22 protein-coding genes and 1 pseudogene are annotated in these 26556 nt (G+C 71.3%); 12 read left to right on the top strand and 11 right to left on the bottom strand.

Annotated elements, in window-relative coordinates; all coding sequences use genetic code 11:
- From ACWGR4_RS15560 to ACWGR4_RS15550, 3 genes are all read right to left on the bottom strand, one after another.
- Entirely contained in the window at positions 1-273 is a 273-nt protein-coding gene (locus ACWGR4_RS15560) for a hypothetical protein (RefSeq protein WP_380003386.1), read from the bottom strand.
- Between the two features lie 488 nt (positions 274-761).
- Positions 762-1718, bottom strand: a complete 957-nt coding sequence (locus ACWGR4_RS15555) for a pirin family protein (protein WP_439675949.1) — start codon at positions 1716-1718, stop codon at positions 762-764.
- A 426-nt stretch (positions 1719-2144) separates the two neighbouring features.
- Complete coding sequence (locus ACWGR4_RS15550) at positions 2145-3332, bottom strand: ROK family protein (protein ID WP_380003384.1); 1188 nt, start codon at positions 3330-3332, stop codon at positions 2145-2147.
- A gap of 216 nt (positions 3333-3548) precedes the next feature.
- Here ACWGR4_RS15550 and edd point away from each other — a divergent pair, with 216 nt between their 5' ends.
- Genes edd through eda form a run of 3 tightly spaced genes read left to right on the top strand, consistent with a single transcriptional unit; the run spans position 3549 to position 7071 of the window.
- On the top strand, positions 3549-5438 hold the full coding sequence (edd, locus tag ACWGR4_RS15545) for a phosphogluconate dehydratase (protein WP_452131579.1): 1890 nt from the start codon (positions 3549-3551) through the stop codon (positions 5436-5438).
- Positions 5435-6454, top strand: a complete 1020-nt coding sequence (gene glk, locus ACWGR4_RS15540; RefSeq protein WP_380003383.1) for a glucokinase — start codon at positions 5435-5437, stop codon at positions 6452-6454. The genes edd and glk overlap by 4 nt, the downstream gene beginning before the upstream one ends.
- The gene (gene eda, locus ACWGR4_RS15535; protein WP_380003382.1) at positions 6451-7071 is read left to right on the top strand and encodes a bifunctional 4-hydroxy-2-oxoglutarate aldolase/2-dehydro-3-deoxy-phosphogluconate aldolase; all 621 of its coding nucleotides are present in this window, start codon (positions 6451-6453) and stop codon (positions 7069-7071) included. The genes glk and eda overlap by 4 nt, the downstream gene beginning before the upstream one ends.
- A gap of 199 nt (positions 7072-7270) precedes the next feature.
- On the opposite strand, the gene ACWGR4_RS15530 is transcribed toward eda, so the two are convergent.
- On the bottom strand, positions 7271-8344 hold the full coding sequence (locus ACWGR4_RS15530; protein WP_452131578.1) for a PP2C family protein-serine/threonine phosphatase: 1074 nt from the start codon (positions 8342-8344) through the stop codon (positions 7271-7273).
- Positions 8345-8582: 238 nt separating this feature from the next.
- On the opposite strand from ACWGR4_RS15530, the gene ACWGR4_RS15525 reads away from it, so the two are divergent.
- Positions 8583-9209 (top strand): TetR/AcrR family transcriptional regulator, encoded by a 627-nt coding sequence (locus tag ACWGR4_RS15525; protein ID WP_452131577.1) that lies wholly within the window; start codon positions 8583-8585, stop codon positions 9207-9209.
- An 80-nt stretch (positions 9210-9289) separates the two neighbouring features.
- A complete protein-coding gene (locus ACWGR4_RS15520; RefSeq protein ID WP_452131576.1) occupies positions 9290-10993 on the top strand; it encodes an N-acyl-D-amino-acid deacylase family protein in 1704 nt (567 codons plus the stop codon).
- Positions 10994-11231: 238 nt separating this feature from the next.
- Here ACWGR4_RS15520 and ACWGR4_RS15515 read toward each other — a convergent pair whose 3' ends face one another.
- Complete coding sequence (locus tag ACWGR4_RS15515) at positions 11232-11630, bottom strand: SseB family protein (protein WP_078976240.1); 399 nt, start codon at positions 11628-11630, stop codon at positions 11232-11234.
- A gap of 255 nt (positions 11631-11885) precedes the next feature.
- Here ACWGR4_RS15515 and ACWGR4_RS15510 point away from each other — a divergent pair, with 255 nt between their 5' ends.
- The 3 genes from ACWGR4_RS15510 to ACWGR4_RS15500 all read left to right on the top strand — a co-directional run bounded on the left by ACWGR4_RS15510 (position 11886) and on the right by ACWGR4_RS15500 (position 16036).
- Positions 11886-13712 (top strand): acyl-CoA dehydrogenase, encoded by a 1827-nt coding sequence (locus ACWGR4_RS15510; RefSeq protein ID WP_452131575.1) that lies wholly within the window; start codon positions 11886-11888, stop codon positions 13710-13712.
- A gap of 141 nt (positions 13713-13853) precedes the next feature.
- Positions 13854-14636 (top strand): maleylpyruvate isomerase family mycothiol-dependent enzyme, encoded by a 783-nt coding sequence (locus ACWGR4_RS15505; RefSeq protein WP_380003368.1) that lies wholly within the window; start codon positions 13854-13856, stop codon positions 14634-14636.
- Positions 14637-14749: 113 nt separating this feature from the next.
- Positions 14750-16036 (top strand): M18 family aminopeptidase, encoded by a 1287-nt coding sequence (locus ACWGR4_RS15500; protein WP_452131574.1) that lies wholly within the window; start codon positions 14750-14752, stop codon positions 16034-16036.
- Positions 16037-16100: 64 nt separating this feature from the next.
- On the opposite strand, the pseudogene ACWGR4_RS15495 reads toward ACWGR4_RS15500, so the two are convergent.
- A pseudogene (locus ACWGR4_RS15495) lies at positions 16101-17549 on the bottom strand (thioredoxin-like domain-containing protein); the annotation flags it as partial.
- Positions 17550-17709: 160 nt separating this feature from the next.
- On the opposite strand from ACWGR4_RS15495, the gene ACWGR4_RS15490 reads away from it, so the two are divergent.
- The 3 genes from ACWGR4_RS15490 (at position 17710) to ACWGR4_RS15480 (ending at position 19605) form a co-directional block, all read left to right on the top strand.
- Entirely contained in the window at positions 17710-18261 is a 552-nt protein-coding gene (locus ACWGR4_RS15490) for an LURP-one-related/scramblase family protein (RefSeq protein WP_452131573.1), read from the top strand.
- A 94-nt stretch (positions 18262-18355) separates the two neighbouring features.
- A complete protein-coding gene (locus ACWGR4_RS15485; protein ID WP_380003365.1) occupies positions 18356-18925 on the top strand; it encodes a SigE family RNA polymerase sigma factor in 570 nt (189 codons plus the stop codon).
- Positions 18901-19605 (top strand): hypothetical protein, encoded by a 705-nt coding sequence (locus tag ACWGR4_RS15480; RefSeq protein ID WP_452131572.1) that lies wholly within the window; start codon positions 18901-18903, stop codon positions 19603-19605. Before ACWGR4_RS15485 ends, ACWGR4_RS15480 begins: the two co-directional genes overlap by 25 nt.
- 51 nt (positions 19606-19656) lie before the next feature.
- Here ACWGR4_RS15480 and ACWGR4_RS15475 read toward each other — a convergent pair whose 3' ends face one another.
- Positions 19657-20430 carry a carbon-nitrogen family hydrolase gene (locus ACWGR4_RS15475; RefSeq protein ID WP_380003363.1) on the bottom strand — a complete coding sequence of 258 codons (774 nt, stop codon included), beginning with the start codon at positions 20428-20430 and terminating at the stop codon, positions 19657-19659.
- Positions 20431-20579: 149 nt separating this feature from the next.
- Between ACWGR4_RS15475 and ACWGR4_RS15470 the strand changes: the two genes are divergently transcribed.
- Positions 20580-21392, top strand: coding sequence for a maleylpyruvate isomerase family mycothiol-dependent enzyme (locus ACWGR4_RS15470; protein WP_380003362.1), 813 nt, complete (start codon positions 20580-20582; stop codon positions 21390-21392).
- 56 nt (positions 21393-21448) lie between these two features.
- Here ACWGR4_RS15470 and ACWGR4_RS15465 read toward each other — a convergent pair whose 3' ends face one another.
- The 4 genes from ACWGR4_RS15465 to pdhA form a co-directional block, all read right to left on the bottom strand.
- Entirely contained in the window at positions 21449-22726 is a 1278-nt protein-coding gene (locus tag ACWGR4_RS15465) for an MFS transporter (protein WP_452131594.1), read from the bottom strand.
- Between the two features lie 145 nt (positions 22727-22871).
- Positions 22872-24248: a dihydrolipoamide acetyltransferase family protein gene (locus ACWGR4_RS15460; protein ID WP_452130805.1), complete on the bottom strand. Its 1377-nt coding sequence runs from the start codon at positions 24246-24248 to the stop codon at positions 22872-22874.
- Positions 24249-24280: 32 nt separating this feature from the next.
- Positions 24281-25282: an alpha-ketoacid dehydrogenase subunit beta gene (locus tag ACWGR4_RS15455; protein ID WP_452130803.1), complete on the bottom strand. Its 1002-nt coding sequence runs from the start codon at positions 25280-25282 to the stop codon at positions 24281-24283.
- Positions 25282-26409, bottom strand: coding sequence for a pyruvate dehydrogenase (acetyl-transferring) E1 component subunit alpha (gene pdhA / locus ACWGR4_RS15450; protein WP_452130802.1), 1128 nt, complete (start codon positions 26407-26409; stop codon positions 25282-25284). The genes ACWGR4_RS15455 and pdhA overlap by 1 nt, the downstream gene beginning before the upstream one ends.
- Between the last annotated feature and the right edge of the window lie 147 nt (positions 26410-26556).

Raw genomic sequence — 26556 nt, 5'->3', positions numbered from 1 at the left:
CTATCCACCTCCCGACTGACGTGGGCACGGCTTGCAGGACCGGCTGTGCCGGTATGCCGCCAGTATCCACGGCACCGCGATCGCGATGGCGAAGAACTCGCCGTCTCGTGCCCGGCCGCGGATATGCAGAACGACCGCGAACACCGCGGCGGTGCCCAGGATGAGCATGGTCAGCGCGTTGGAGTGCACGATGCGCAGTGCCAGCCAGTTCGCGGACGAGGCCCGGGTCTTGACCGTGCGTTCCTTGAACTTCTTGCGCCAGTCGTCGGCCATCAGGGCCTCCGGGACCCGGCGCCGGCGGTCCACGAAAGAGTCGCGAAAGCGCCGGTGGGCGAGCCGAGCGGGAACGGACCGGTTCCGATCGGTCGATCGGCGAAATACGAGGCGTGGGGCGGCCGTCGGTCACCGTCGCCGATGCCGTGTGCCACCCGGGAGGGCCGGGACATACGCGGACTCCTCTCGTCCGGTGTCACATCGCGCCCGTCGACCGGAGCCTCGGCGACCCGGCGGCGGAGCTCACGGTGGTGAGGTGACGGCTCCACTCCTGTTTCCACAGGCCGCGCCCACGGCGCGGCAAACCGTTACGTTCCATTTGACCTTGTTCAGTGTGGCCAGTGGGCGGGACAGCGTCAAGGGGCGACCGGTCGGCTGCATTGCGTAGCCCACGCGCCCGCCCCTTTGAGGCATTCCCTTGCACTCTAAGGGCTCTGACGATGTGTCAGATCCCTCGCCGATGATCTTCGGCCACTGTTGAGACGTCGTCAGATCCGGTCCGCCGGGATCCGGCCCATGCGACCGGCCTTGAAGTCGTCGAACGCCTGCGCCAGTTCCGCGTGTGTGTTCATCACGAACGGGCCATACCAGGCCACTTCCTCCCCGATCGGCTGCCCGCCGAGAACGATCACCTCGAGGTTGGGCTTGTTCGAATCCTGGCGGGTGTCCGCCTGGAGGTCGATCGTGTCGCCGGCGCCCAGGACCGCGAGCCGGCCGGTTTCGATCGGTCGCCGATCGGTTCCGACGGTCCCGGAACCGGAAAGGACGTACACCAGCGCGTTGTAGTCCTTGCGCCACGGCAGCGAAAGTCGCGCGCCCGGGTTGACCGAGGCGTGCAGCAGGGTGATCGGGGTGTGCGTGATACCCGGACCGTCGAAGCCGCCGACGGAGCCGGCGATCAGCCGGACCAGGGCGCCGCCGTCGTCCGAGGCGAGCAGCTTGACGTCGCCCGCGCGGATGTCCTGGTAGCGCGGGTCGCTCATCTTCTGCACGGACGGCAGGTTGACCCACAGCTGGATGCCGTGGAAGAGCCCGCCACTGGTCACCAGCGCCTCCGGCGGCGCCTCGATGTGCAGCAGACCGGAGCCCGCGGTCATCCACTGGGTGTCGCCGTCGGTGATCACGCCACCGCCACCGGCCGAGTCCTGGTGGACGAACTCGCCGTCGAGGAGATAGGTGACCGTCTCGAAGCCCCGGTGCGGGTGCCACGGGGTGCCCTTGGGCTCGCCCGGCGCGTACTCCACCTCGCCCATCTGATCCATCATGATGAACGGGTCGAGGTAGGTCTGGTTGACGCCCGCGAAGGCGCGCCGCACGGGGAAGCCCTCACCCTCGACGCCGCTCGGGGCGGTGGTGACGGCGAGTACGGGGCGCGGACGGGCGTCGAGTGCGGGCTCCGGCAGACGCGGCAGAGCCAGCGGGTTGGCAACGGTGACGGCGGGCATGGCCTGCTCCTCGGGACGAGTACGGTCCGGCTTTCCCGGTCCTTGCACGCCTCAACAGTAGTTGCTCGCTCAACATTCCCCGCGCGGAGGGTTCGGTTTGGGGGGTGGTTCCGGGCGGGGCGAGGGGGTCGCGCTGTCGTGGCGACGAGCGGGGGCGCATTGGGGTACACGTCCGCTCCGCGGCGGGGATCGGTCGCCGCGCTGCGCCGTGGTGTGCGTCCGCTCCGCGGTCGAGGAGCGCGTCGAGGTCGCCGCGAGCGGGGCGGTGCGCGTCCCCGCTACGCGGCCGAGGAGCGGGTCTGGGTCGCCGCGAGCGGGGCGGTACGCCGGAGTGTGGCGGCCCGCAGGACGTGGCACAGCCACCGCGCCGAGCTACGGTTCACCACCGCTGCGCGGCCGGGCGGGACTAGGCGGTCCGGCTCGGGTTCAGGCCGGGAGGGCTCGGTTCACGCTGGGGAGGGCTCGGCCGCCGGCGAGGCGGGCGAGGGTGGTGTCCACCGAGTCCGGGGACAGGATCTGGTCCAGGGCCATGAACGCGCAGCCCGTCAGGCCCGCGGCCTCGCCCAGCACGCTCGGCACGATGCGCAGTTCGCGCGTGGCCACCGCCGTGGACCGCCGATAGACCACCTCGCGTACGCCGGCCAGCAGCGGATCACCCGCGTCGGCGAGGTCTCCGCCCAGCACGACCACCGCCGGATTCAGCACGTTGACCACGCTCGCCAGCACCTCGCCGAGCATCCGCCCCGACTCGCGCACCAACCGCACCGCCTCGGGCTGACCGGCCGCCGCGAGCGCCACCACGTCGCGCACGCTGGAGACCTCGCGGCCGTCCGGGAAGCGTGCCCCGTGGGCGGCCAGCGTCTCGATCAAGTGCCGCCCGCTGGCCAGGACTTCGAGGCAGTCCACGTTGCCGCACCAGCAGCGCACCCCGGTACCGCCGGCGACCGGGATGTGGCCGATCTCGCCCGCCGCGCCGAGCGCGCCCCGGTAGACCTTGCCGTCGGCGACTATCCCGGCGCCGATGCCCGTGGACGCCTTGACGAAGACCAGGTCGCCCGCGTCGGCCCGGGCCCGATACTCGCCCAGCGCCATCACGTTCACGTCGTTGTCCACGTACACCGGTACCGGCAACCGGCGTTGCAGGGTCGGCGCTATCGCCACCCCGTCCCACCCCGGCAGCGTCGGCGCACCCGCGGCGCGCCCGGTGTCCAGCTCGACCGGCCCGGGCACGGCGACCCCGACCCCGCGTACGCGCGCCGGGTCGAAGCCCTCCTCGGCGAGCATCGTGTCGATCCAGTCCGGCAGTCCGGTGAGCACCGCGTCGGGGCCGCCCTGCGCGGCCATCCGGGTCTCCCGGCTGGCCAACACCCGGCCGGTCAGATCGCAGACCGCGAGTTGGCCTCGGCTGCTGCCGAGCGAGGCGGCCAGTACCAGGCCGCCCTCGGGGTTGAGTTCGAGGCGGATCGGGGGCCGGCCGCCGGTGGACACCCCGTCGGCGCGTTCGGCGAGCAGTCCGGCGTCCACCAGTTCGTCGATCCGGGCCGCCACGGCGGATCGGGACAGCCCGGTGAGCCGGGCGACGTCCGCCCGGGTCTCGGCATCACCTTCACGCACCAGGCGAAGTACCTCGCCTGCACTGCTGTGCGGGATGGGATTCGCGCGTCGGGCCATGTCGTCCAGTGAACCAGGGCGGCTTTCCCTCGGTCAAAGCCCTAAGTTCACTACTTCGACACCCGAGCGTCACTCTTTTGCTTGCCAAGAAGCAAAAGTACCCCTAGTTTGGTACCCGAACCGGCAGAGCCAGCCGAAGACAGCAGGGGCACGAAGATCGTGAGCGAGCAGAGGATCCACCCGACGGTGGCCGCAGTGACGGAGCGCATCGCGCGCCGCAGTGCCGCCACGCGTTCCGCGTACCTGGAGCGGATCCGAGCGGCGGCCTCCGAGAAGCCCGCGCGCGGTCAGCTCGGCTGCGCCAACTTCGCCCACGGCTTCGCCGCGTGCTCGCCGAGCGAGAAGCTGGGCCTGCGCGGCACCGGCCCGCAGGGCCCGGTCAAGCCGAACGTCGCGATCGTCTCCTCCTACAACGACATGCTCTCCGCGCACCAGCCGCTGCGGACCTACCCCGAGCAGCTCAAGGCCGCGGTCGCCGCGGCCGGCGGCGTGGCCCAGTTCGCCGGCGGCGTACCCGCCATGTGCGACGGGATCACCCAGGGCCGCGCGGGCATGGAGCTGTCCCTGTTCAGCCGCGACGTGGTCGCGATGGCCGCCGCGGTGGCGCTCGCGCACGACATGTTCGACGGTGCGCTGATGCTCGGCGTGTGCGACAAGATCGTCCCCGGGCTGGTGATCGGGGCGCTGTCGTTCGGACATCTGCCGACCATCTTCGTGCCCGCCGGTCCGATGTCCTCGGGCCTGCCGAACAAGGAGAAGGCCCGGGTCCGGCAGCGCTTCGCCGAGGGCAAGGTCTCCCGCGAGGAACTGCTCGACGCCGAGGCCGGCGCCTACCACGGCATCGGCACCTGCACCTTCTACGGCACCGCGAACACGAACCAGCTGGTGATGGAGGTGCTCGGGCTGCACCTGCCGGGCGCCAGCTTCGTGCACCCCGACCAGCCGCTGCGCAAGGCGCTGACCGACGAGGCGGGCCGCCGGGTCGCGGCCACCACCTCGCTCGGCGACCCGACCTCGCTGGTCCGCGACTACACGCCGATCGGCGAGGTGCTGGACGAGAAGGCCTGGGTCAACGCGGTCGTCGCGCTGCTCGCCACCGGCGGCTCCACCAACCACACGCTGCACCTGGTCGCGATGGCCGCCGCCGCCGGGATCTCGCTCACCTGGGACGACTTCGCCGAGTTGTCCACGGCGGTGCCGCTGCTGACCCGGATGTACCCGAACGGTCCGGCGGACATCAACCACTTCCACGCCGCGGGCGGCACCGCGTTCCTGATCGGCACGCTGCTCGACGGCGGGCTGCTCAACGAGGACGTGCGCACCGTGGCCGGCGACGGGCTCGCCCGCTACCGCCGCGAGCCGCAGCTCACCGAGGACGGCTCGATCGTGTGGGTGGACGGCCCGACGGAGAGCCTGGACCTGGACGTACTGCGGCCCTACGACAAGCCGTTCGCGCCCGATGGCGGACTGCGGATGTTGCACGGCGACCTCGGTCGCGCGGTGATCAAGGTGTCCGCGGTCGACCCGTCGCACCACGTGGTGAGCGCGCCCGCGCGGGTGTTCGACGGACAGGCCGACTTCCTGGCCGCGTTCGAGCGCGACGAGTTGAACCACGACCTGATCGCGGTGCTGCGCTACCAGGGTCCGCGCGCCAACGGCATGCCGGAGCTGCACAAGCTGATCCCCGCGCTCGGCGTGCTCCAGGACCGGGGCCACCATGTGGCGCTGGTCACCGACGGCCGGCTCTCCGGCGCTTCCGGCAAGATTCCGGCGGCGATCCACTGCACGCCCGAGGCGGCGGTCGGCGGCCCGATAGCGCTGATCCGCAACGGCGACATCGTGACCGTGGACGCGGTCGCGGGGACGCTGACCACCGAGGCCGACCTGAGCGGGCGGCAGCCCGAGGGCGCGGCCCCGAGCGACGCGGAATGGGTCGGCACCGGGCGCGAGTTGTTCACCGCGCTGCGCGCCGGGGTGGGCCCCGCCGACCTGGGCGCGGGTGTGTTCGGCGCGGTCGCGACCGCGGCTTTCGACGGAGCGAGCGCGTGAACCCGACCGTGGCCCCACCGACCCCCGACCGCCCGTGGCTGGTCGCCGACATCGGCGGCACCAACGCCCGCTTCGCCGTGCTCACCGAGCCCGGCGGCCGACCCGAGCACGTGCTCGGGCTGCGCAGCGAGGACCACGTGGACCTGGCCGCGGCGATCGAGGACTACCTGGACCGCTCCGGCGCGGCCCGGCCGAGCGCGATCTGCGCGGCGGTCGCGGGCCCGGTGCACGGCGACCGGTTCCGGCTGACCAACGGCGCGTGGGTGTTGTCCATCGCGGAGACCCGGGTCAAGCTCGGCGTGCCGGACCTGTACCTGATCAACGATTTCGAGGCGCTGGCCCTGTCGCTGCCGCACCTGGCGGGCGAGGACCTGATCGTGGTCGGCGACCGACTCCCCGACCCGACGCTGCCGATGGCCGTACTCGGCCCCGGCACCGGACTCGGCGTGGCCGGCCTGGTGCCGATCCCGGGCGGCGGCTGGGTGCCGCTGCCGGGCGAGGGCGGGCACGTGCTGCTGCGCCCGGCACACGGCCCCGACGCCGCGGCCCTGGAGGTGCTGCGCGACGAGCGCGGCGGCCTGGGCACGGTGACCGCCGAACACGTGCTGTCCGGCCCGGGACTGTGCCGACTGCACCGCTGCACGGCGGCGGTACACGGAGTCGTGGCCGAGGCGCTGAGCCCGGCCGACATCTCGGCCCGCGCGCTCGACGGCTCCGACAAGGTGTGCGTCGCGACGGTCGAGACCTTCTGCCGACTGCTCGGCACGTTCGCCGGTGGGGTGGCCCTGACGATGGGCGCTCGCGGCGGTGTCTTCCTGGCCGGGGGCATCCTGCCCCGGATCACCGAGATGCTGCTGGAGAGCGAGTTCCGGATGGGCTTCGAGACCAACCCGACGATGGCGCCGTACCTGCACCGCATCTCCACCGCGCTCGTGGTGGCCCCGCATCCGGCTCTGCGCGGTGCGTCCGCGTGGCTGGAAGCGCGCAGCACTCGACCCGTGGAGGTGGCGGCGTGAGCACGTCCGCTCTTGACCTGGCACCGGTGATCCCGGTGGTGATCGTGGACGACGTGGAGTCGGCCGTACCCCTGGCGCGCGCGCTGGTGGCGGGCGGGCTGCCGGCCGTCGAGGTCACCCTGCGCACGCCGGCGGCACTCGGCGCGATCGAGCGGATCGCGGCGGAGGTCGAGGGCGCGTTCGTGGGCGCCGGTACGGTCCTGACGCCGGACCAGGCGAAGGCGGCGGCCGACGCCGGCGCACGCTTCCTGGTGACGCCGGGCTGCACCGAGACCCTGTACGGGGCCCTGGTCGACACCGGCCTTGCCTTCCTGCCCGGCACGTCGACCGTGTCCGAGGTGCTGGCGCTGCGTGAACGCGGGGTCCGGGAGATGAAGTTCTTCCCGGCCGAGGCCGCGGGCGGCGCGCCGTTCCTGAAGTCGCTGGCCTCGCCGGTGCCGGACGTGCGCTTTTGCCCGACGGGCGGAATCACCCCGGCCTCGGCCCCGACCTACCTGGCGCTGCCCAACGTGGCCTGCGTCGGCGGGTCCTGGATGCTTCCCGCGGACGCGGTCGCCTCGCGCGACTGGTCCCGGGTGGAACAGCTCGCCCGCGAAGCCTCGGGGCTGCGCGGGTAGCAAAAACGTCCCCTGGCGCGCTCTGCCCTGAGGTGCGCCAGGGGCACGGACCGCGGATGGTGGGTCGTATGAGGGTTCGACCCACGAACGAGCAGGTCGTATGAGGGTTCGACCTGCGGAGACCGCGAATAGGGACCCGCTCTTCGGCGAGGAGAGCGGGTCTCTTCTTTTTTGGGCGCTCTGCACCGGATCACGCGGGTTACGCCGACTGGTGGGTCGGCTCCAGGGCGCGGGCCGGCTTGACCACCTTCAGCAGCGGGCCGGTCAGGGTCACCGCCAGCATCGCCGCGTCGTCCTCCAGCTTGCCGCCCACGTGGGCGATCAGGGCCTGCTCGACCGCGTCCAGCATCCCGGCGGCGTCGTTGTGCGCGTAGGTCGCCAGATGTCGGCCCAGCGGGTAGAACACACCGGACGTGTCCCGGGCCTCCGTCACCCCGTCCGTATGCATCAGCAGCACGTCGCCCGGCCGGAACGGGACCGCCTCCACCACACGCGCCGTGGCCGCCGGCAACAGGCCCATGCCCAGCGGCAGACCCGCCTCGCCGATCACCTCGCCCACCGTGCCGCCGCGCACCAGCAGCGGCGACGGATGGCCGCACGCCAGCACCTGCATCGTGCCCTCGCCGGGACACAGCTCGACCATCACGGCGGTCACGAAGTCCTCGGTACCCAGTTGCCGGTTCAGGCTGCGATCCACCCGGGCACCGACCTCCGCCAGGGTCGGCGCGTCGTAGGCCGCCTCGCGGAACGCGCCGAGCGTACGGGCCGCCATGTCGACCGCCTCGAGCCCCTTGCCGCGCACGTCGCCGAGCAGCACCCGCACCCCGTACGGGGTTTCCAGCACCTCGTACAGATCGCCGCCGATCGATGCCTCCTCGGCCGCCGCCCGATAGCGCACCGCGAAGCCGAACCGGCCGATCGTCCGGGGCACCGGCCGCAGCAGCGCCCGCTGGGCCACCTCCGCCACCGACTGCACACGATGCAGCCGGGCGTCCTGGCGCCGCCGCTCCCAGCCGACCCAGCACCCGAACAGCGTCACGATCAGGATGGCGGCCGAGACGCCGGTGGTGGACTTGTCCCCGCCGCCGCCGTACGCGTGCGGGTTCAGCAGGAGCCGGGTCGCCAGCGCCACCGCCCCGGCCGTCGCGGTCAACCACGGGCGGTAGGCCATCGCCACCACCGCCGGGACCGCGATCAGCACCGCGTGCATGTCCAGGTAGTCCGGGGCGAACGCCCGACTCACCAGGACCGCCACGTAGAGGCCCACTGCCACCGGAACTGCTCGACGAGCGGGAAGCGCCAGGGCAGGCATGTATCGGGACCTTTCGTTGTCGCACAGGAGGGGACGGGCCGACGACCAACGCGATCCATGGTCACCCGTACCGAGGTACGCGGACAGGGGCGAAGGTCCCATTAGGTTCAAAACGTATCGAAACCTCGCCAAACAGGCACTTGACAGTGCCGCCATTCGGGTCGGAGGCCAGGCCCCGACCAGGCCCTATGCTGCGCCCATGCCCCGTGACTCCGGCCCCACCAGGCGCCGCATCGTCGAGGCCGCCGAGATCCTGTTCGCGCGGCACGGTCTCGACGTGCCGTTGCAGGACATCACCCGCGCGGCGGGGCAGCGCAACGCCGGCGCGATCCACTACCACTTCGGCGGACGCGAGGGTTTGTTGCGGGCGATCGTCGAGCAGCACGTGCCGGTCGTGTACGCCCGCCGCCAGGCGCTGCTTGCCGCGGCCCGCGAGCGGCCGGAGCGACTGTCCGGGTTCGCCCGCGCGATCGTGCTGCCGATCACCGAGCTGCTGAACGGCTCACCGGCCGACCGGGCCTACCTCCAGATCTCGGTGGAACTGCTGCGCGACGCGACCTCGCCGGTGACCCCGCTGCTCGGCGGCGAGGACGTGCAGGACGTGGTGGACGCGGTGGCCGCGGCCCGCCCCGATCTGCCCGCGACCGCGCTCCAGGCCCGCGCCTTCCTGGTCACCCAGATGGTCGGCATGTTGTGCGCGGCGCGCGCCGCCCGACACAACAGCCCGCCGCGCCCGGACGGCATCGCGCCGACCGGCCTGCTCGGCCCGGAGGCGTTCGACGACCACCTCACGGCGATCGTCGCCGGCGCCCTCGCCGGCAACTGAGCCGGCCCCGGCCCGGAATGCCTTGACTCCTTGCCCCTCTCGTATTAAACACTGCCTTTAATTAACGAGAGAGGGACGCCATGGCGAACCACGACCTGGTCATCAAGGGCGGCATCGTCGTCGACGGTTCCGGCAACCCGCGCGTTCGCGCGGACGTCGCGATCACCGACGGCGTGATCACCGCGATCGGGCGCGTCCCCGCCGAGGACGCGGATCGGGTGATCGACGCGACCGGACTGATCGTCGCGCCCGGCTTCATCGACCTGCACACGCACTACGACGGCCAGGTCTTCTGGGACCCGTACCTGACCACGTCCGGCCCGCACGGGGTGACCTCCGTGGTCACCGGCAACTGCGGCTTCGGCTTCGCCCCGGTACGTGAGGACATGCGCGATCGCGCGATGTTGTCGATGACCGCCGTCGAGGACATCCCCACCGAGACCCTGCGCGAGGGCATGCCCTGGGACTGGGTCACCTTCCCCGAATACCTGGACAGCGTCGAGCGCACCCCCAAGGCGGTCAACGTGCTGCCCTACGTTCCGGTGAACCCGCTGCTGATCTGGGTGCTCGGCCTGGAGCGGGCGAAGGCGGGCGCGCTGCCCACCGACGCCGAACACGCGGAACTGGCCCGCCTGTTGACCGAGGCGATGGACGCCGGCGCGGGCGGCTGGTCGGCGCAGTGCCTGGGCGAGCCGGGCAACCCGAACGGCCGGCTGATGCAGGGCGACTTCGACGGTACGCCGATGCCCACCGACATCATGTGGCCGCAGACCCGGCTGGCCCTGGCCGAGGCCCTGGCCGGACAGGGCCGCGGCTTCATGCAGGTGTCCGGCACGCAGATCACCGAGGAGGAGTACGAACACCTCGTCGAGGTCGGCGGCCGGCCGCTGATCTGGAACGCGGTGATCGCCAACTCGCGCGGCGGCGGCCTGTACCGGCGCAAGATCGAGTGGCTGCGCAGCTGCCAGGAGCGCGGCATCCCGATCTACGGCCAGGCGATGACCACCGACGTCCCGGTGCCGTTCAGCTTCCTGTACGGCGGCGTGTCCACCCGCCCGCCGGTGGCCACGATCTTCGAGGCCGAGACCGTGGAGGCCAAGATCGCGCTGCTGAACGACCCGACGATCCGCGCCGAACTGCGGGAATTCGACCCGCTGTTCTATCACCTGTACCCGGACATGAAGCTGCACCGCACCTTCACCGAGGAGTACAAGCAGTACGAGGGCCTGTCGTTCAAGGAGATCGGCGCGCGGCTCGACCGGCACCCGGTGGACGTGCTGTGCGACGTCACCATCGCCGACGGGCTGACCACCGAGGTGCACACCGGCCAGTTCAACGCCACGCTGGAGGGCCTGAAGGAACTCGTGGACTACGAATACCTGTTGCCCGGCCTGTCCGACGGCGGCGCGCACCTCAAGACGCTCAGCGCGGGCATGTACGGCACCGAGTACATCGTCGAGTACGTCCGCAAGCACGCCTGGACCTCACTGGAGCAGGCCCACTGGCGGTTGTCCGGCCTGCCCGCCCGGTGTGCGGGCTTCACCGACCGCGGCGTGCTGAGCGTCGGCGCCGCGGCCGACATCATCGTCTACGACTACGACGAACTGGCCTACGGCGAACCGAAGTTCGTCCACGACCTGCCCGGCGGCCAACTGCGCACGGTGATCGACGCGAAGGGCTACCGGCACATCCTGGTCAACGGGCAGGTGACGGTCGAGAACGACGAGCCCACCGGCGTGCACAGCGGCGAACTGCTGCGCCACGGAAGGGCGAACCCCCGCTGACCCGAACGCCCCCGCCGACTCGTACGCATGGATCCGGTCCGCACCCGGGTAGGCATGCGACACCGCGAACACGGACGAGCAAGGGGGCGCGATGTCGAAGAAGACCCGCAAGCGCAAGTCCCGTCGCAAGCACCGGGCCAACCACGGACACCGCCCGGCCTGATCGCACCACCGACCCGGATGCGCCGGCCGTCATCGTCGATGACCGCCGGCGCGTCCGGCCGTTGCGGGGCCGCCGTCAGCCGTACATCCGCCGCATCGCGAAGGCGATCATCTGCTCTATGGCCTTGGCGTCGAACATCACCCGGTGCTCGCCGTCGAGGTCGAGCACGAAGCCGTAGCCGTTGGGGAGCAGGTCGAGCACCTCGGCGCCGGTGACGGTGAAGTGTCTGGACTCCTCGCCGGCGTACTTCTTGAGTTCGGCGAGGGAGCTGAACATCGGGATCACCGGCTCGGGGGTGTTGTGCAGGGCCAAAAAGCCCGGGCGATCCCCCCTCGGGCAGAAGACCTTCGACGCGATGAAGATGGACTGGAAGTCCTCGCCGTTCATGACGCCCGTGGCGAACGCGCGCACGGCGTCGGTGAGCGCCGGCGCCTCCGCCCGGGCCTGGGGTTCCTCGGTTGCGTAGCCGTACACACCACGAGGCTAGCGGGTCCGCGGCCGGGGTTTGAGCCCTCGGCCGAGACGGTCATGAGTACCTGGTGGTAACCCGATGGGAACCTCTCGGGGATTGAAAAAGTTACCCATGGGTACGATCATTATGTTACCGACCAGTACACTGGGTTTCGGATCGCTTCGGTCGCTCGCTCGATTCTTCGGGTCGAGCCGTCGAGTCGTCGAGCAGTTTCAGTCAGCGCAGTACACCGGACGCAACCACGGGCGGAGCCTGTCATGGGTCACTACAAGTCGAATCTCCGCGACCTGGAGTTCAACCTGTTCGAGGTCTTCGGGCGCGAGCAGGTCTATGGCACGGGTCCGTTCGCGGACATGGACGTCGAGACGGCCAGGTCGATCCTGTCCGAGGTCGAGCGCCTCGCCGTGAACGACCTCGCCGATTCCTTCGCGGAGGGCGACCGCAACCCACCCGTGTTCGATCCGGCGACGCACTCGGCCACGCTGCCCGAGGCGTTCAAGAAGTCGTACAAGGCCTACATGGACTCCGAGTGGTGGCGCCTCGCGCTCCCGGAGAGCATGGGCGGCACCAACTGCCCGCGCTCGCTGCGCTGGTCGGTGGCCGAACTGGTGCTCGGCGCCAACCCGGCGCTGTGGATGTACGCGGCGGGCCCCGACTTCGCCCAGGTGCTGCACACGCTCGGCACCGAGGAGCAGCGCAAGGTCGCCGGCTTCATGGTCGACCGCCAGTGGGGCTCCACGATGGTGCTGACCGAGCCCGACGCCGGTTCCGACGTCGGCGCGGGTCGGACCAAGGCGGTGCGGCAGGAGGACGGCACCTGGCACATCCAGGGCGTCAAGCGCTTCATCACCTCCGGTGACCAGGACATGACCGAGAACATCATCCACCTGGTGCTCGCGCGCCCGGAGGGTGCGGGCCCCGGTACCAAGGGCCTGTCGCTGTTCGTGGTGCCGAAGTTCCACTTCGACCCGGAGACCGGCGAGCTCGGCGAGCGCAACGGTGCCTTCGTCACCAACGTCGAGCACAAGATGGGCCTCAAGGTCTCCACGACCTGCGAGCTCACCTTCGGCGAGCACGGCGTCCCGGCCGTCGGCACCCTGGTCGGCGAGGTGCACAGCGGCATCGCGCAGATGTTCAAGATCATCGAGTACGCCCGGATGATGGTCGGCACGAAGGCCATCGCCACGCTGTCCACCGGCTACCTCAACGCGCTCGAGTACGCCAAGGAGCGCTTCCAGGGCGCCGACCTCGCGCAGATGACGAACAAGGCTGCGCCGCGCGTGTCCATCACGCACCACCCGGACGTGCGCCGCTCGCTGCTCACCCAGAAGGCGTACGTCGAGGGCATGCGCGCGCTGGTGATGTACACGTCCTCGTGGCAGGACCGGATCGAGGGCGCCGCGCTGGCCGGCGGCACGGACGAGACCGCGGATCGGGTCAACGACCTGCTGCTGCCGATCGTCAAGGGCTATGGCTCGGAGAAGTCCTACGAGCAGCTCGCCCAGTCGCTGCAGACCTTCGGCGGGTCGGGCTTCCTGCAGGAATACCCGATCGAGCAGTACATCCGCGACGCCAAGATCGACACCCTCTACGAGGGCACCACCGCGATCCAGGGTCAGGACTTCTTCTTCCGGAAGATCGTCCGCGACCAGGGCAAGGCGCTGACCGTGGTGGCCGGCGAGATCCAGGAGTTCATCGCCGCGCACGCCGAGGGCGAGCTGGCCGCCGAGGTCAAGCTGCTCGCGACCGCCGCCGAGGACGTCCAGGGCATGGTCGCCGCGATGATCAACCAGCTGATGGCGTCCGAGCAGGAGATCGACTCGATCTACAAGGTCGGCCAGAACACCACCCGCCTGCTGCTCGCCGCCGGCGACCTGGTGGTCTCGTGGCTGCTGCTGCGCCAGGCCTCGGTGGCGCTGGCCAAGCTGGCCGGCACGCCCGGTCGCGACGAGGCGTTCTACCAGGGCAAGGTCGCCGCCGCGAAGCACTTCGCGCGGGAGATCCTGCCGCTGCTCACCCCGCAGCGGCTGATGGTCGAGCAGATCGACAACGCCCTGATGGACCTCCCGGAGGCGGCCTTCTAGTTCGGGCCGCTCGCACTCCACGAGGCGCCGTCTCCCGCTCCCGGGCGAGAGGCGGCGCCTCGCCGTGTCGGGGCCTCGTCAGCTCCCCCGAGGGGGTTGCCACCGGTCCCGACGATTGCCTCGGGCCTCTACCGTGAGGCCATGACTTCGCTGAGCCACGACCGCCACTGCGCCGAGATCGTCGCGCAGACCGATCTGCTTCGGGCCACGATCGAGGGGGCCGACCCGACCGTGCCCGTGCCGTCCTGTCCCGGGTGGAACGTCGGACAGTTGGTGCGGCATCTGGGCGGCGGGCAGCGCTGGGCGGCGAAGACGGTGCGGAGCCGGGCCGCCGAGCCGGTCGCCGATCAGGATTTCCGCGACCTGGCCGCGTACACCCACGAGGATCCCGCCGTGCTCGGGCCGTGGCTGGCCGAGGGGGCCGCGGCGTTGGCGGAGGCGTTGCGCGAGGCCGGGCCCGACGCGGCGCTGTGGACGCCGGTCACCGGCGGCACCGCCGCGTTCTACGCCCGGCGCTTCACCCACGAGACCGCGCTGCACCGGGCCGACGCGACGCTCGCGCTCGGCGCGGACTACGTCCTGGACCACGAGGTCGCGGCGGACGCGCTCGACGAATGGATGGAACTCGGCGCGCTGCCCATGCACTTCGAGGTCCACCCCCGGATGCGCGAACTGCTCGGCCCGGGCCGCACCGTGCACCTGCACGCCACCGACGTCGCGGACGCGGAGTGGGTGCTCGACCTCACCGGCGACGCGATCACCTGGCGGCGGGCGCACGAGAAGTCCGCGGTGGCGCTGCGCGGGCCGCTGGTCGAGTTGTTGCTGGTCGCCTACAAGCGGCGCACCCCCGCCGAGGCGGACGTCGAGATCCTCGGCGACGCCGACCTGCTCGCGTTCTGGCTCGACCGGGTGAGCTTCGGCTGAACCACGCCCACCGGGTCGCCGCTCCGGGCCGCGCCGGGGGCGGGGCGTAGGCTCGTCGGCGGACAACCGCCACGATCCTCGCGGCCGAGCGGGCCGCGCACCTTGGAGTATGCATGCCCTCGCCGCGCTTCGACCGGAGTCACACCGATGATCTGATCGCGTTCATCGGCGCCAGCCCGTCCCCGTACCACGCGGCCGCGAACGTGGCCGCGCGGCTGGAGGAGGCGGGCTTTCGGCGGCTCGAGGAGACGGCCGCGTGGGACGGCGAGGCGGGCGGGCGCTATGTGCTGCGCGGCGGCGCGATCGTGGCCTGGTACGTGCCCGAGGGCGCGGAGAGCACCCGCGGCTTCCGGATCGTCGGCGCGCACACCGACTCGCCGACGCTGCGGGTCAAGCCGCTGCCCGACACCGGCGCGGCCGGCTGGCAGCAGATCGCCGTCGAGGTGTACGGCGGCCCGCTGCTGAACTCCTGGCTGGACCGCGACCTCGGCCTGTCCGGTCGGATCGTGCTGCGCGACGGCCGCGAGCGCCTGGTCTTCGTCGACCGGCCGCTGCTGCGGGTGCCGCAGTTGGCGATCCACCTGGACCGCGCGGTCAACGAGGCCGGGCTGCAACTGGACAAGCAGCAGCACATGACCCCGATCTGGGGGCTCGGCCCGGTCGACGAGGGCGCGCTGATTCGATTCGTGGCCCAGGAGGCAGGGGTGCCCGCCGGCGACGTCACCGGGTGGGACCTGATGGTCCACGACGTCCAGAAGCCGAGCTACCTCGGCCGCGATCGCGAACTGCTCGCCGCGCCGCGCCTGGACAACCTGCTGTCGGTGCACGCGGGGCTGGCCGCGCTGCTCGCCGCCGCGCACGACGGGGCGGCGCACATCCCGGTGCTCGGCGCGTTCGACCACGAGGAGACCGGCAGCGACTCCACCACCGGCGCGGGCGGCCCGCTCCTGGAGACGGTGCTGACCCGGATCGTCAGCGGGCGCGGCGGCTCGCTCGACGACCGCGCGCGGGCGTTCGCCGACTCGTTCCACCTCTCCAGCGACGTCGGGCACGCGGTACACCCGAACTACGTCGGTCGGCACGAGCCGGGCCATCACCCCGTACCCAACGGCGGCCCGATCCTCAAGGTCAACGCCAATCAGCGCTACGCCACCGACGCGCGCGGTCGGGCCGTGTGGACCGCCGCGTGCGAGCGTGCGGGGGTGCCCGCGCAGGTCTTCGTGGGGATCAACTCCCTTCCCTGCGGCACCACGATCGGCCCGATCACCGCGACCCGCCTCGGCATCGAGACCGTGGACGTCGGCGCGGCGTGCCTGTCGATGCACTCCTCGCGCGAACTCTGCGGTGCCGACGACCCGTTCCTGCTCGCCTCGGCCGCCGCGGCTTTCCTGGAGGGCTGAGCACGAGCGTCCGGGGGAGCGACCGCAATGCGCGGCCGCTCCCCCGGGCCCGGGGCTACGTGTGCGGGAGGCGGAATTTGCGGACCCGGTGGGCCGAGGACTCGACCACGGTCAGGTACAGGTCCTCGTCCAGGTCGGCCACCACCGCCACCGCGGCCGGCTCCTCCAGACCGGTGAGCAGGGTCGACACGAACCCGTCCGAGGGGTCGTAGCGCCGCACCGCGCCGTTGTAGGTGTCCGCGACCACCACCGAGCCGTCCGGCAACGTGTCCACACCCAGCGGGTGTTGGAACAGCGCGTGCTCGGCCGGGCCGTCGCGCAGGCCGAAGTCGAACAGGCCGCGCCCGACCACCGTCTCGATGCCGCCGTCCACGAGCCGGCGCAGCGCCGAGCTCTCCGCATCCACCAGCCACAACGTGTGGCCGTCGGGGGAGACCGCCAGGCCCGAGGGCTGGGCGAGGCAGGCGGTGTCCACCGGGCCGTCCTCCATGCCCTCGTCGGTGGTGCCGGCCAGCACCCCGACCCCCTCGCCCACCGGGTCGAACTCCCAGAGCTGGTGGACCCCGGCCATCGCCACGATGATCCGGCCGCCGAACCACGCCACGTCCCACGGGCTGGAGAGATCGATCGTGCGGGCCGCGCCGTGGTCCTCCGCGCCGCGGCGGCGCTGCCGGCCGGTGCCCGCGACGGTCCGGATCGACCCGGTGGCCAGCGAGACGCCGCGCAGCGCGTGGTTGGCGGTGTCGGCGACCACCACGTCGTAGCGCACGTGTGCGGCCACCTCGGGCGGCAGCAGCGCCATGCCGTGCGGCTCGGCCAGCATCGCGTGCCGGGGCCCGCCGTCGAGCAGTCCGCGCCGCCCGGTCCCGATCCGGCGCAGCACCGTGCGCCCGTCGTCGGAGAGTTCGGCGAGCGAGTGGTGGCCGGTGTCGGCGACCAGGAGCGCCCCCGACGGCAACCGGAGCACCTGGCCCGGGAAGCGCAGGTCGGTGCGCGGGGTCTCGGGCCGGTCGACCTCCTCGGCGGACCGGCGCAGCGTGCCCTTGCCGTCGTGCTCGGCGACCAAGTCGGCAATCAGCGACTCGATCTCGCCCACGTGGCCCTCGCCGGACAGTTGCGCGACCACGTAGCCCTCGGGATCGACGACCACCAGGGTCGGCCACGCGTGCACCGCGTACTGCTTCCAGGTGCTCAGCTCCGGGTCGTCCAGGACCGGGTGGCACACCTCGTGCCGCTGTACCGCGCACACCACCGTGCCGTGTTCCGCCTCGTGTTCGAACTTGGGCGAGTGCACGCCGATCACGGTCAGCACGTCGCGGTGACGCTCCTCCAGGCCGCGCAACTCGGCCAGCACGTGGTGGCAGTTCACGCAGGCGGAGGTCCAAAAGTCCAGCAGCACGATCCGCCCGCGCAACCCGGCCAGCGTCGGGCCCGGTCCGGCGGTGTTGATCCAGCCTCCGGAACCGGACCACTCGGGGGCCCGGACCCTGGTTCGACGCGCGGTGCTGCTCATGATGCGAAGTGAACCATCCGCCTCGGCCGCGAGCCGTCGGCCCGCGCGGGTACGGGCCGCACCCCACCCAACCGGGTGTATCCGTACCGCCGCACGCCGGCGTGCCGAAGACGACTGAACGCCGCCATATCGGGCAGTCTGCCGACAAGGCGAGGCGACCGTGGAGGCACCAGTGTTCGGGGACGAGTACGACGGCGGCACCCAGCTCTACCCGGGGATTCCGCCCGGCCGCTATCTCGTGCGGGAGAAGATGTTCGCGATCGGCGACGACTTCTGGGTCACCACCGAGGACGGCGAGAAGGTCTATCTGGTCGACGGCAAGGCGCTGACCCTGCACGACCGGCTGGAGCTCAAGGATTCCGCCGGCACGGTGTTGGCGACCGTGAAGAAGAAGATCGTCAGCATCCATCATGCGATGAAGGTGCAGGACGCGACCGGCGAAACGGTCGCCACGGTGCGCAAGAAGATGTTCACCCCGCTGCACGAGGCGTTCACGGTGGAACTCGCGGTCGGGACCGAACTCACGGTGCGCGGCGACATGTTCCACCACGAGTACGGGATCTCCGGACCGAACGGGCCGGTCGCCCAGATCACCCGCAAGTGGCTGCGGGTGCGGGACACCTACGGCATCGACATCGCGCCCGGCTGGGATCATGCGCTGATCATCGCGATCGCGGTGTGCGTGGACCGGTTGAGCGACGACGAGGACTGAGCCCGCGCGGAGCCCGCCGATCCGTCGACGGTTCGGCGGGTTCGGCATAGAACCGTCCGCCCCCACACGTCTGTTCGGGTGAAAGGGGGCACGGTTGAGATCCCAACGGGAAGAGGACGAGTTCCGCGTCTTCGTCGAGGCCCGGCGGACGGCTCTGGTGCGCACCGCGTACCTGCTGTGCGGCGATCGCGACGAGGCCGAGGACCTGGCTCAGGCCACGCTGACCAAGGCGTATACCTCCTGGGCCCGCGTGTTCGCGGCGCAGAGCCCCGACGCCTACGTGCGGCGGATCATGGTGAACACCCATCTGTCCCGGGTCCGGGTCCGCCGGGTGACGCACTTCCTCACCGACCGGCTGCCGGATCGGGCCGGGCCCGACTCGACCGGCGCGGTGGCCGAACGCAGCGTGCTGATGGCCGCGTTGGGCCGGTTGCCGGCCGGTCGACGGGCGGCGGTGGTGCTGCGCTACTGGGAGGACCGTCCGGAGTCCGAGGTCGCGCAGATCCTCGGGTGTGCGGTCGGTACGGTGCGAAGCCAGACGTTCAAGGGACTCGCCCAACTTCGCAAGGATCCTCAACTCGCCGATCTGATCCCATATCAGACGGAAACCCCCTCGACTTCGGATACGGAGGTGCGGCCATGGCCGACGACGGCACCGCACTGAGGGAGGCGTTCATGGCAGAGATCGAGGCGGCGCGGTTGACCCCGCCGACGGCCGACGCGGCGATCCGCGGCTCGCGCAGGCGCCGGTGGCGCGGGTTCACGTTCGGTGCGGTGACGGTGACCGCGCTGGTGCTGGGCGGTGGCGGCGCGGTGATCGCGGGGGGTGTGCTGGACGCGGAGGGCAGGTCCAACGACATCGTCTCGGTCGACCAGGGCACCCGGCCGCCCGGCGCCACTCCCGACATCGTGGGCACGGGTGTGGTGGCCGGGAAGACGTGGACGTACCGCGCCTGGGCGGAGGGTCCCGAGCGCACCTGCTTCGAGGAGGTCCGGAAGCAGTTCGACAGCGGGTTCGGGAAGGCGTGCGACGTGCGCCCGGGACGAACCGCGCGGGACAAGGCCAACGACCGCAACCGGTTCGGCGGCGGCGGCTCCTTCGGCCGACTCGACGGCGAGAAGAATCTGTACGTGGCGGCGATCCAGGCCGAGGTCTCCCCCGACGTGGCCTACCTGGAGGTCACCTGGCAGGGACACAAGGACCCCGTGGTGATCCACCCCGTGCGGGTCGACCCCGAGACGCGGGTCTACGTCCTGGTGGTGACCGCGCGCAAGGCGGCCCCCGCGTACAAGCTCAAGGCGTACGACGCGGCGGGCAAAGAGGTGAAGAACATCCACCTGTGAGCCGGTCCCGCGGCACGGCGCCGCGGGGCCGGCCCCGACGAGACACGCGGCTCAGAACACCCGGTTCTGCAGGACCGGGAAGTCCTCGCGGGTCTTGGCGACCAGCGCGGGGTCGATCTCGGCGGTCAGCACGGTCTGTTCGGTCCCCGCCTCGGCGACGATCTCGCCCCACGGGTCGATCACCATGCTGTGCCCGCCCATCGCCTGGCCACCCTGCTCGCCGGTGACGTTGCAGGCGAGCACGAACATCTGGTTTTCGATCGCGCGGGCGCGGGACAACACGCGCCAGTGCTCGACCCGCCGCGCCGGCCACGCGGCGGGCAGCACCAGCACCTCCGCGCCCGCGTCCAGGATGCGCCGGAACAGCTCCGGGAAGCGCAGGTCGTAGCACGTCGCCAGGCCCACCTCGGCCCACGGCATGCGAACCTGCGCGGTCTCGGTGCCGCGCGAGATCAGCGCGGCCTCGCCGCCGGTGAAGCCGAAGCGGTGGATCTTGCGGTAGGTGCCGCGCAGCGCGCCGTCGGGGTCGAAGACCAGCGACGTGTTGTAGAGGTTGTCGTCCGGGCCGCGTTCGATGATGCTGCCGGCATGCAGCCAGACGCCGGCGTCGCGAGCCGCGCGGCCCATGGCCTGGGCCGCCGGACCGCGTACCCCCTCGGCGTCCGTCTCCCAGTCGTCGTAGACCCAACCCGTGTGCAGCCACAGCTCGGGCAGCACCACGAGGTGGTCGCCGCGTCGGGCGCGGACCAGGGCGGTCACCTCGGCCAGGCGCTCGCGGGCGGGCACCGCCGGGTCGACGTCGAGTTGTACGAGCGAAACGCGCACTTTCCCCTCACCTACACCGCTTGCTTCCCGCGAACGGGCTGACCGCAGGATCTTTGGCAGCGTAACGTGCCTGCCAGGATCCCGGACCACGTCAAAGCAACGGTCGCTCCCCTCCATTCGACCGGTGACGCAGCGACGAGAGGTAGTACGTGACCATCGACCTGAAAACGCACGTCGACGCCTGGGAGCACTCGGTGCGCTCCCTCAAAGATCTGGTCTCCACCCTGACCGAGGGCCGGTGGAGCAGCCCGACCGAGTGCCCGGGCTGGTCGGTCCGGGACGTGGTGTCCCACGTGATCGGCATCGAGCTGGAACTGCTCGGCGATCCGCGGCCGATCCACACGCTGCCGCGCGATCTACGGCATGTGCACGACGAGTTCAGCCGCTACACCGAGATACCGGTGGACGTGCGGCGCTGCCACACCTCGCCGGAGATGACCGGCGAATTGGAATACGTGATCCTGCGCCGGCGCCGGATGCTCGACGAGTGCGAGCGGGCGCCGGACGACGAGGTGCGCGGCATCATGGGCCGCAGCGTCCCGTACCGCTTCCTGCTCACCCAGCGGGTGTTCGACGTGTGGGTGCACGAGCAGGACGTGCGGCGCGCGATCGGGGAGCCCGGCAACCTGGACTCGCCCGCCGCGCTGATCACCCGCGACTTCCTGCTCGCCGGGCTGGCCCGGGTGGTGGCCAAGGACGCCAAGGCGCCGGCGGGCGCGTCCGTGGTGTTCGACGTGACCGGGCCGGTGGAGTTCATGCGCACGGTCACGGTGGACGAGAACGGCCGGGGCCGGCTCGACGGCCGGGTCCCACTGGGGCCGCTGGTGTCGATCGGCACCGACTGGGAGACGTTCGTGCGGTTGATGTGCGGTCGGGTCGCGCCGAACCGGGCCGAGGTGCGGATCGAAGGCGACCCCGACCTCGCGCAGCGCATCCTGGGCAGCATGGCCGTCACACCCTGAACCGTCGCCCGCGCGCCGAGGGTGCCCGGAGTGCGGTGGGGCGATCGGGCGCGGCCTCAGCCCGCGTCGGACACACTCTCGCGCTCGGGTATACGCCGGGCCACCACGCACACCGGTTCGGGCCGCCGTTCGCGGCCCGCGGCCTTGCGGGCGTAGCGCAACACCTGTACGACGCCCAGGAGCAGCGGCACGGCCTGCACCGCCATCGCCACGCGGTACGCGTTCAGGCCGTGCTCGCCACCGCCGGGCTCGACCAGGTCCAGGACCAGGCCGATGGCGAACAGGCACAGGGTGGCGGCGGCGAATCCGCCGACGTTGACGATGCCGGACACGGTGCCCAGGCGCTGCGGCGGATTGCCCGCCCGGGCGAACTCCATGCCGACCAGGGACAACGCGCCGCCGGGCCCGATCACCAGGGCCAGCAGGACCAGGAGCCACAGCGGCGAGGGCTCGCTCGGGATCAGTACCGCCGCCCAGGCCGCGACGGCGAGCACGGGCTGTCCCACGCACAACACGAGCCGGCTGCCCGGCCGGCGGGTCACCAGCGGGCCGACCACCAGGCACGCGAGCATGTTGATCACGATCGCGACGGTGAGCAGTGCGCTCGCGGCGCCCTTGGACAGGCCCTGGCCCTCGACCAGGAACGGGAAGCCCCACAGCATCAGGAACACCTGCGGCAGGCAGCCGCACGCCCAGTGCACCCACAGGCCGAGCCGGGTGCCGGGCTCCGCCCACGCGGCGCGGACCTGGGACCACATGCCGGGACCGCCCGCCGGCCGGGTGCGCGCCGGGGCACCGGGGTTGTCGCGCAGTACGAGCAGGAGCACCACCAGGACCAGGACGCCGACCCCGGCCGAGACGGCGAAGGTGCGACTCCAGCCGAACGCGTGCAGCGCCCCGGCGAGCGGGGTGGCGCCGGCCAGGTTGCCGGCCATCCCGAGCAGTGCGGTCAACTGGGTCAGCACCGCCACCCGGTTCGGCGGGAACCACACCGCCACCACGCGCAACACGCTCACGAAGGTCATCGCGTCGCCCATGCCGACCAGGACCCGGGCGAGCACCGCGCCCGGGAAACCGTGCGCGAAGGCGAAGGTGAACTGTCCCGCCGTCATCAGCACCAGACCGCACCCGAGCACCCGCTTGGCGCCGAACCGGTCGGTGAGCGCGCCGACGGGTATCTGCAGGCCCGCGTAGACGAGCAGCTGCAACATCGGGAAGAGGGAGAGCTGCGACGCGGAGACGTGGAAGCGCTCCTGGGCCTCGATCCCGGCGACCCCGAGGCTGCTGCGATGGAACACCGCGACGACGTACACCGAGGCCGCCACCGCCCACATGATCCAGGCGATTCGGCCGCCGAGCCGGGTGGGCACTGGGTCCGCAGTTGGCTTCACAGTACACATACATTATCGGACGCCGTCGGACATACGTCCGGCCGGGCCCCGAACAGGGCCCGGCCGGACGAAGTCCGCAACCCGGGGATCAGCCGCGCACGAACAGCAACTTCGGCCGCTCCAGCATCTGCGCCACGTCGGCCAGCACGCGCGAGCCCAACTCGCCGTCCACCATGCGGTGGTCGAACGACAACGACAGCGTGGTCACCTGCCGGGGCTTGACCTTGCCCTTGTGCACCCACGGCTGCTCCCGGATCGCGCCCACCGCCAGGATCGCGGCCTCGCCCGGGTTGAGGATCGGTGTGCCGCCGTCCACCCCGAACACGCCCACGTTGGTGATGGTGACCGTGCCGCGGGCCAGGTCGGCGGGCGAGGTGCGGCCCTCCCGCGCGGTGGCCACCAGCTCGGTGAGCGCGCCGGCGAGCGCGGTCAGGCTCTTGCCGCCCGCGTCCTTGATGTTCGGCACGATCAGGCCGCGCGGGGTGGCCGCGGCAATTCCCAGGTTGATCCGGTCCCGGACGACGATCTCCTGGTTCGCCTCGTCCCAGGAGGCGTTGATCTCCGGATGCCGGGCGATCGCCACCAGCAGCGCCCGGGCGACCAGGAGCAGCGGGCTCACCTTGGTGCCCGCGAAGTCGGGCAGCTCGCGCAGCTTGCGCACGAGTTTGACGGTGCGGGTCACGTCCACCGTCACCCACTCGGTGACGTGCGGCGCGGAGAACGCGCTGGCCACCATCGCCTGCGCGGTCGCCTTGCGCACTCCCTTGACCGGGATGCGCCGCTCGCCGGCGATCGTCTCGCCCGGTCCGGTCGCCTGGAACGGCTGCGCCGCGGGCGCCGGCGCCGGGCGGGCGGCGGCGTGCACGTCCTCGCGGGTGACGGTGCCGCCGGGGCCGGAGGGCTGTACCGACGCGAGGTCCACGCCCAGGTCCCGGGCCAGCTTGCGAACCGGCGGCTTGGCGAGGGCGAGGGAGCCGCCGGCCGGGGCGGGGCGGGCCGCTCCGTTCGTCGGCGCCGTGGCGTCGGCCCTGCGGGGTCGCCGTTTGCCGCTGCTGGTGCGTACGCCGTAGCCGACGAGCACCGCCGTGCGGGTCTCCTTGCCCTTCTCCTTGCCCGCCTCCTCGGTCGGGGCCGGCGCGGCGCTCGGGGCCGGCGCCTCGGCGACCGGCTCGGCGACCGGCTCCGGGACGAGGTCGGCCGCGAGGGCCTGCTCCCGCTCCGGCTCGGCCGCGGCCACGGCGGTGCCCGCGGGCGCGACCGCGATGATCGGCGCGCCGACCGCGACCGTGTCGCCCTCGGCGGCCAGCAGTTCGGTCACCACCCCGTCGTACGGACACGGCAGTTCGACCAGCGCCTTGGCCGTCTCCACCTCGACCATGATCTGGCCGTCGTGCACCTCGTCGCCGGCCTTGACGTGCCAGACGACGATGTCGGCCTCCTCCAGGCCCTCGCCGACGTCGGGCATCAGGAACTTCTTCACCTCGGACACGGGGTTCCTCACCAGGCCAGGGAGCGGTCGACGGCATCGAGCACACGGTCGAGGTCGGGGAGGTACTCCTCCTCGACCCGGGACGGCGGGTACGGCGTGTGATAGCCGCCGACCCGCAACACCGGTGCCTGAAGGTGGTAGAAGCAGCGCTCGGTGATGGTCGCGGCCACCTCCGCGCCGATGCCCAGGAACGACGGGGCCTCGTGGACGACCACCAGGTGTCCGGTGCGCTTGACCGACTCCTCGATCGCGTCGAAGTCCAGCGGGGACACCGAGCGCAGGTCGATCACCTCCAGCTCGCGCCCCTCCTCGGCGGCCACGGCGGCGGCCTCCAGGCAGGTGGCCACCATCGGGCCGTAGGCGAGCACGGTGCACGCGTCGCCGGAGCGCACCACGCGGGAGTCGTACAGCGGTCCCGGGGTGGCGGCGGTGTCCACCTCGGCCTTGGTCCAGTAGCGCCGCTTGGGCTCCAGGAAGATCACCGGGTCGTCGGAGGCGATCGCCTGCTGGATCATCCAGTAGGCGTCCACCGGGTTCGAGCACGCCACCACGCGCAGGCCCGCGGTGTGCGCGAAGTACGCCTCCGGCGACTCGCTGTGGTGCTCGACCGCGCCGATGCCGCCGCCGAAGGGGATGCGGATCACGATCGGCAGCCGCACGTAGCCCAGCGAGCGGGCGTGCATCTTGGCGAGCTGGGTGACGATCTGGTCGAAGGCGGGGAAGACGAAACCGTCGAACTGGATCTCCACGACCGGCCGGTAGCCCGCGAGGGCGAGGCCGATCGCGGTGCCCACGATGCCGGACTCGGCCAGCGGGGTGTCCACCACCCGGTCCTCGCCGAAGTCCTTCTGCAGGCCGTCGGTGACCCGGAAGACACCGCCGAGCTTGCCGATGTCCTCGCCCATGATCAAAACCTTGGGGTCGCTCTCCAGGGACCTGCGCAGTCCCGTGTTGAGCGCCTGCACCATCGACATCTGACGGGTCGTGCCCGTCGACTGTGCGGGAGCCATCAGTGCCCGTCCTCCCCGGCGTCGACGAAGGACGCGTGATAAGCCTCGAACTCGGCCCGTTCCCGTTCCACGAGCGGGTGCGGCTCGGCGTAGACATTCGCGAACATGGAGGCCGGATCCGGGTCCGGCATGGTGCGCACGCCATTGCGTACGCGCTTGCCCAATTCCTCGCTCTCCGCCTCCAGATCGGCGAAGAACCCGGGGTCGCCGATGCCCTGCTTGTGCAGGAAGGCCTTGAGGCGTTCGATCGGGTCCTTGAGCTTCCACTCCTCGAGTTCCGCGCTCAACCGATAGCGGGTCGGGTCGTCGGAGGTGGTGTGCGCGCCCATGCGATAGGTGAACGCCTCGATCAGCATCGGGCCCTCGCCGCGCCGGGCCCGGTCCAGGGCCGCCCTGGTCACCGCAAGGCACGCGAGCACGTCGTTACCGTCGACCCGAACTCCGGGAAATCCGAATCCGGCGGCACGCCGATACAGCGGCACCTTCATCTGGCGTTCGGTGGGTTCGGAGATCGCCCACTGATTGTTCTGGCAGAAGAACACCACGGGGGCGTTGAACACGGCCGCGAAGGTGAATGCCTCGTTGACGTCGCCCTGGCTGGAGGCGCCGTCGCCGAAATAGGTGACGACCGCGCCATCGGTTCCGTCACGCTGCACACCCATCGCGTATCCGACGCCGTGCAGACTCTGTGCGCCGATGACGATCGTGTAGAGATGGAAATTGTTCTCGCGTGGATCCCAACCGCCGTTGTTGACGCCGCGGAACATCCCGAGCAGATTCAGCGGATCGACACCGCGACACCATGCGACGCCGTGTTCACGGTACGTGGGAAACACATAGTCGGTCGAACGCAGCGCGCGCCCCGAACCGATCTGCGCGGCCTCCTGGCCGAGCAGGGAGGCCCACAGGCCCAACTCGCCCTGCCGCTGGAGGGCGGTGGCCTCGGCGTCGAAGCGGCGCACCAGCACCAGGTCGCGGTACAGCGCCAGGTATTCGTCGTCCGAGAGGTCGACCGCGTAATCCGGATGCTCCACCCGCTCGCCCTCCGGGGTGAGCAACTGGATCAGCTCGGGACCGGCTCCGGAATCGGGCGGAAACAAAGTCCCGTCCGTACTGTCCACTGCCACGTTCTCTCCTCCGTCTGTCCGGTCCGCGGGGTCGCCGTGGACCGGGTCCGGATCGCCGGGCCCGGTTCCGCGCGGGGTGTGCGCGGCTACCTTGATGTGCAGACACGGCGATTGGTGGCTGTACTTCCTAGGATTTCCTAGGAATTC

Source organism: Embleya sp. NPDC055664, assembly GCF_053618075.1.
The sequence above is the reverse complement of the archived record's forward strand: the minus strand, read 5'-3'. Positions and strand labels throughout refer to the sequence as shown.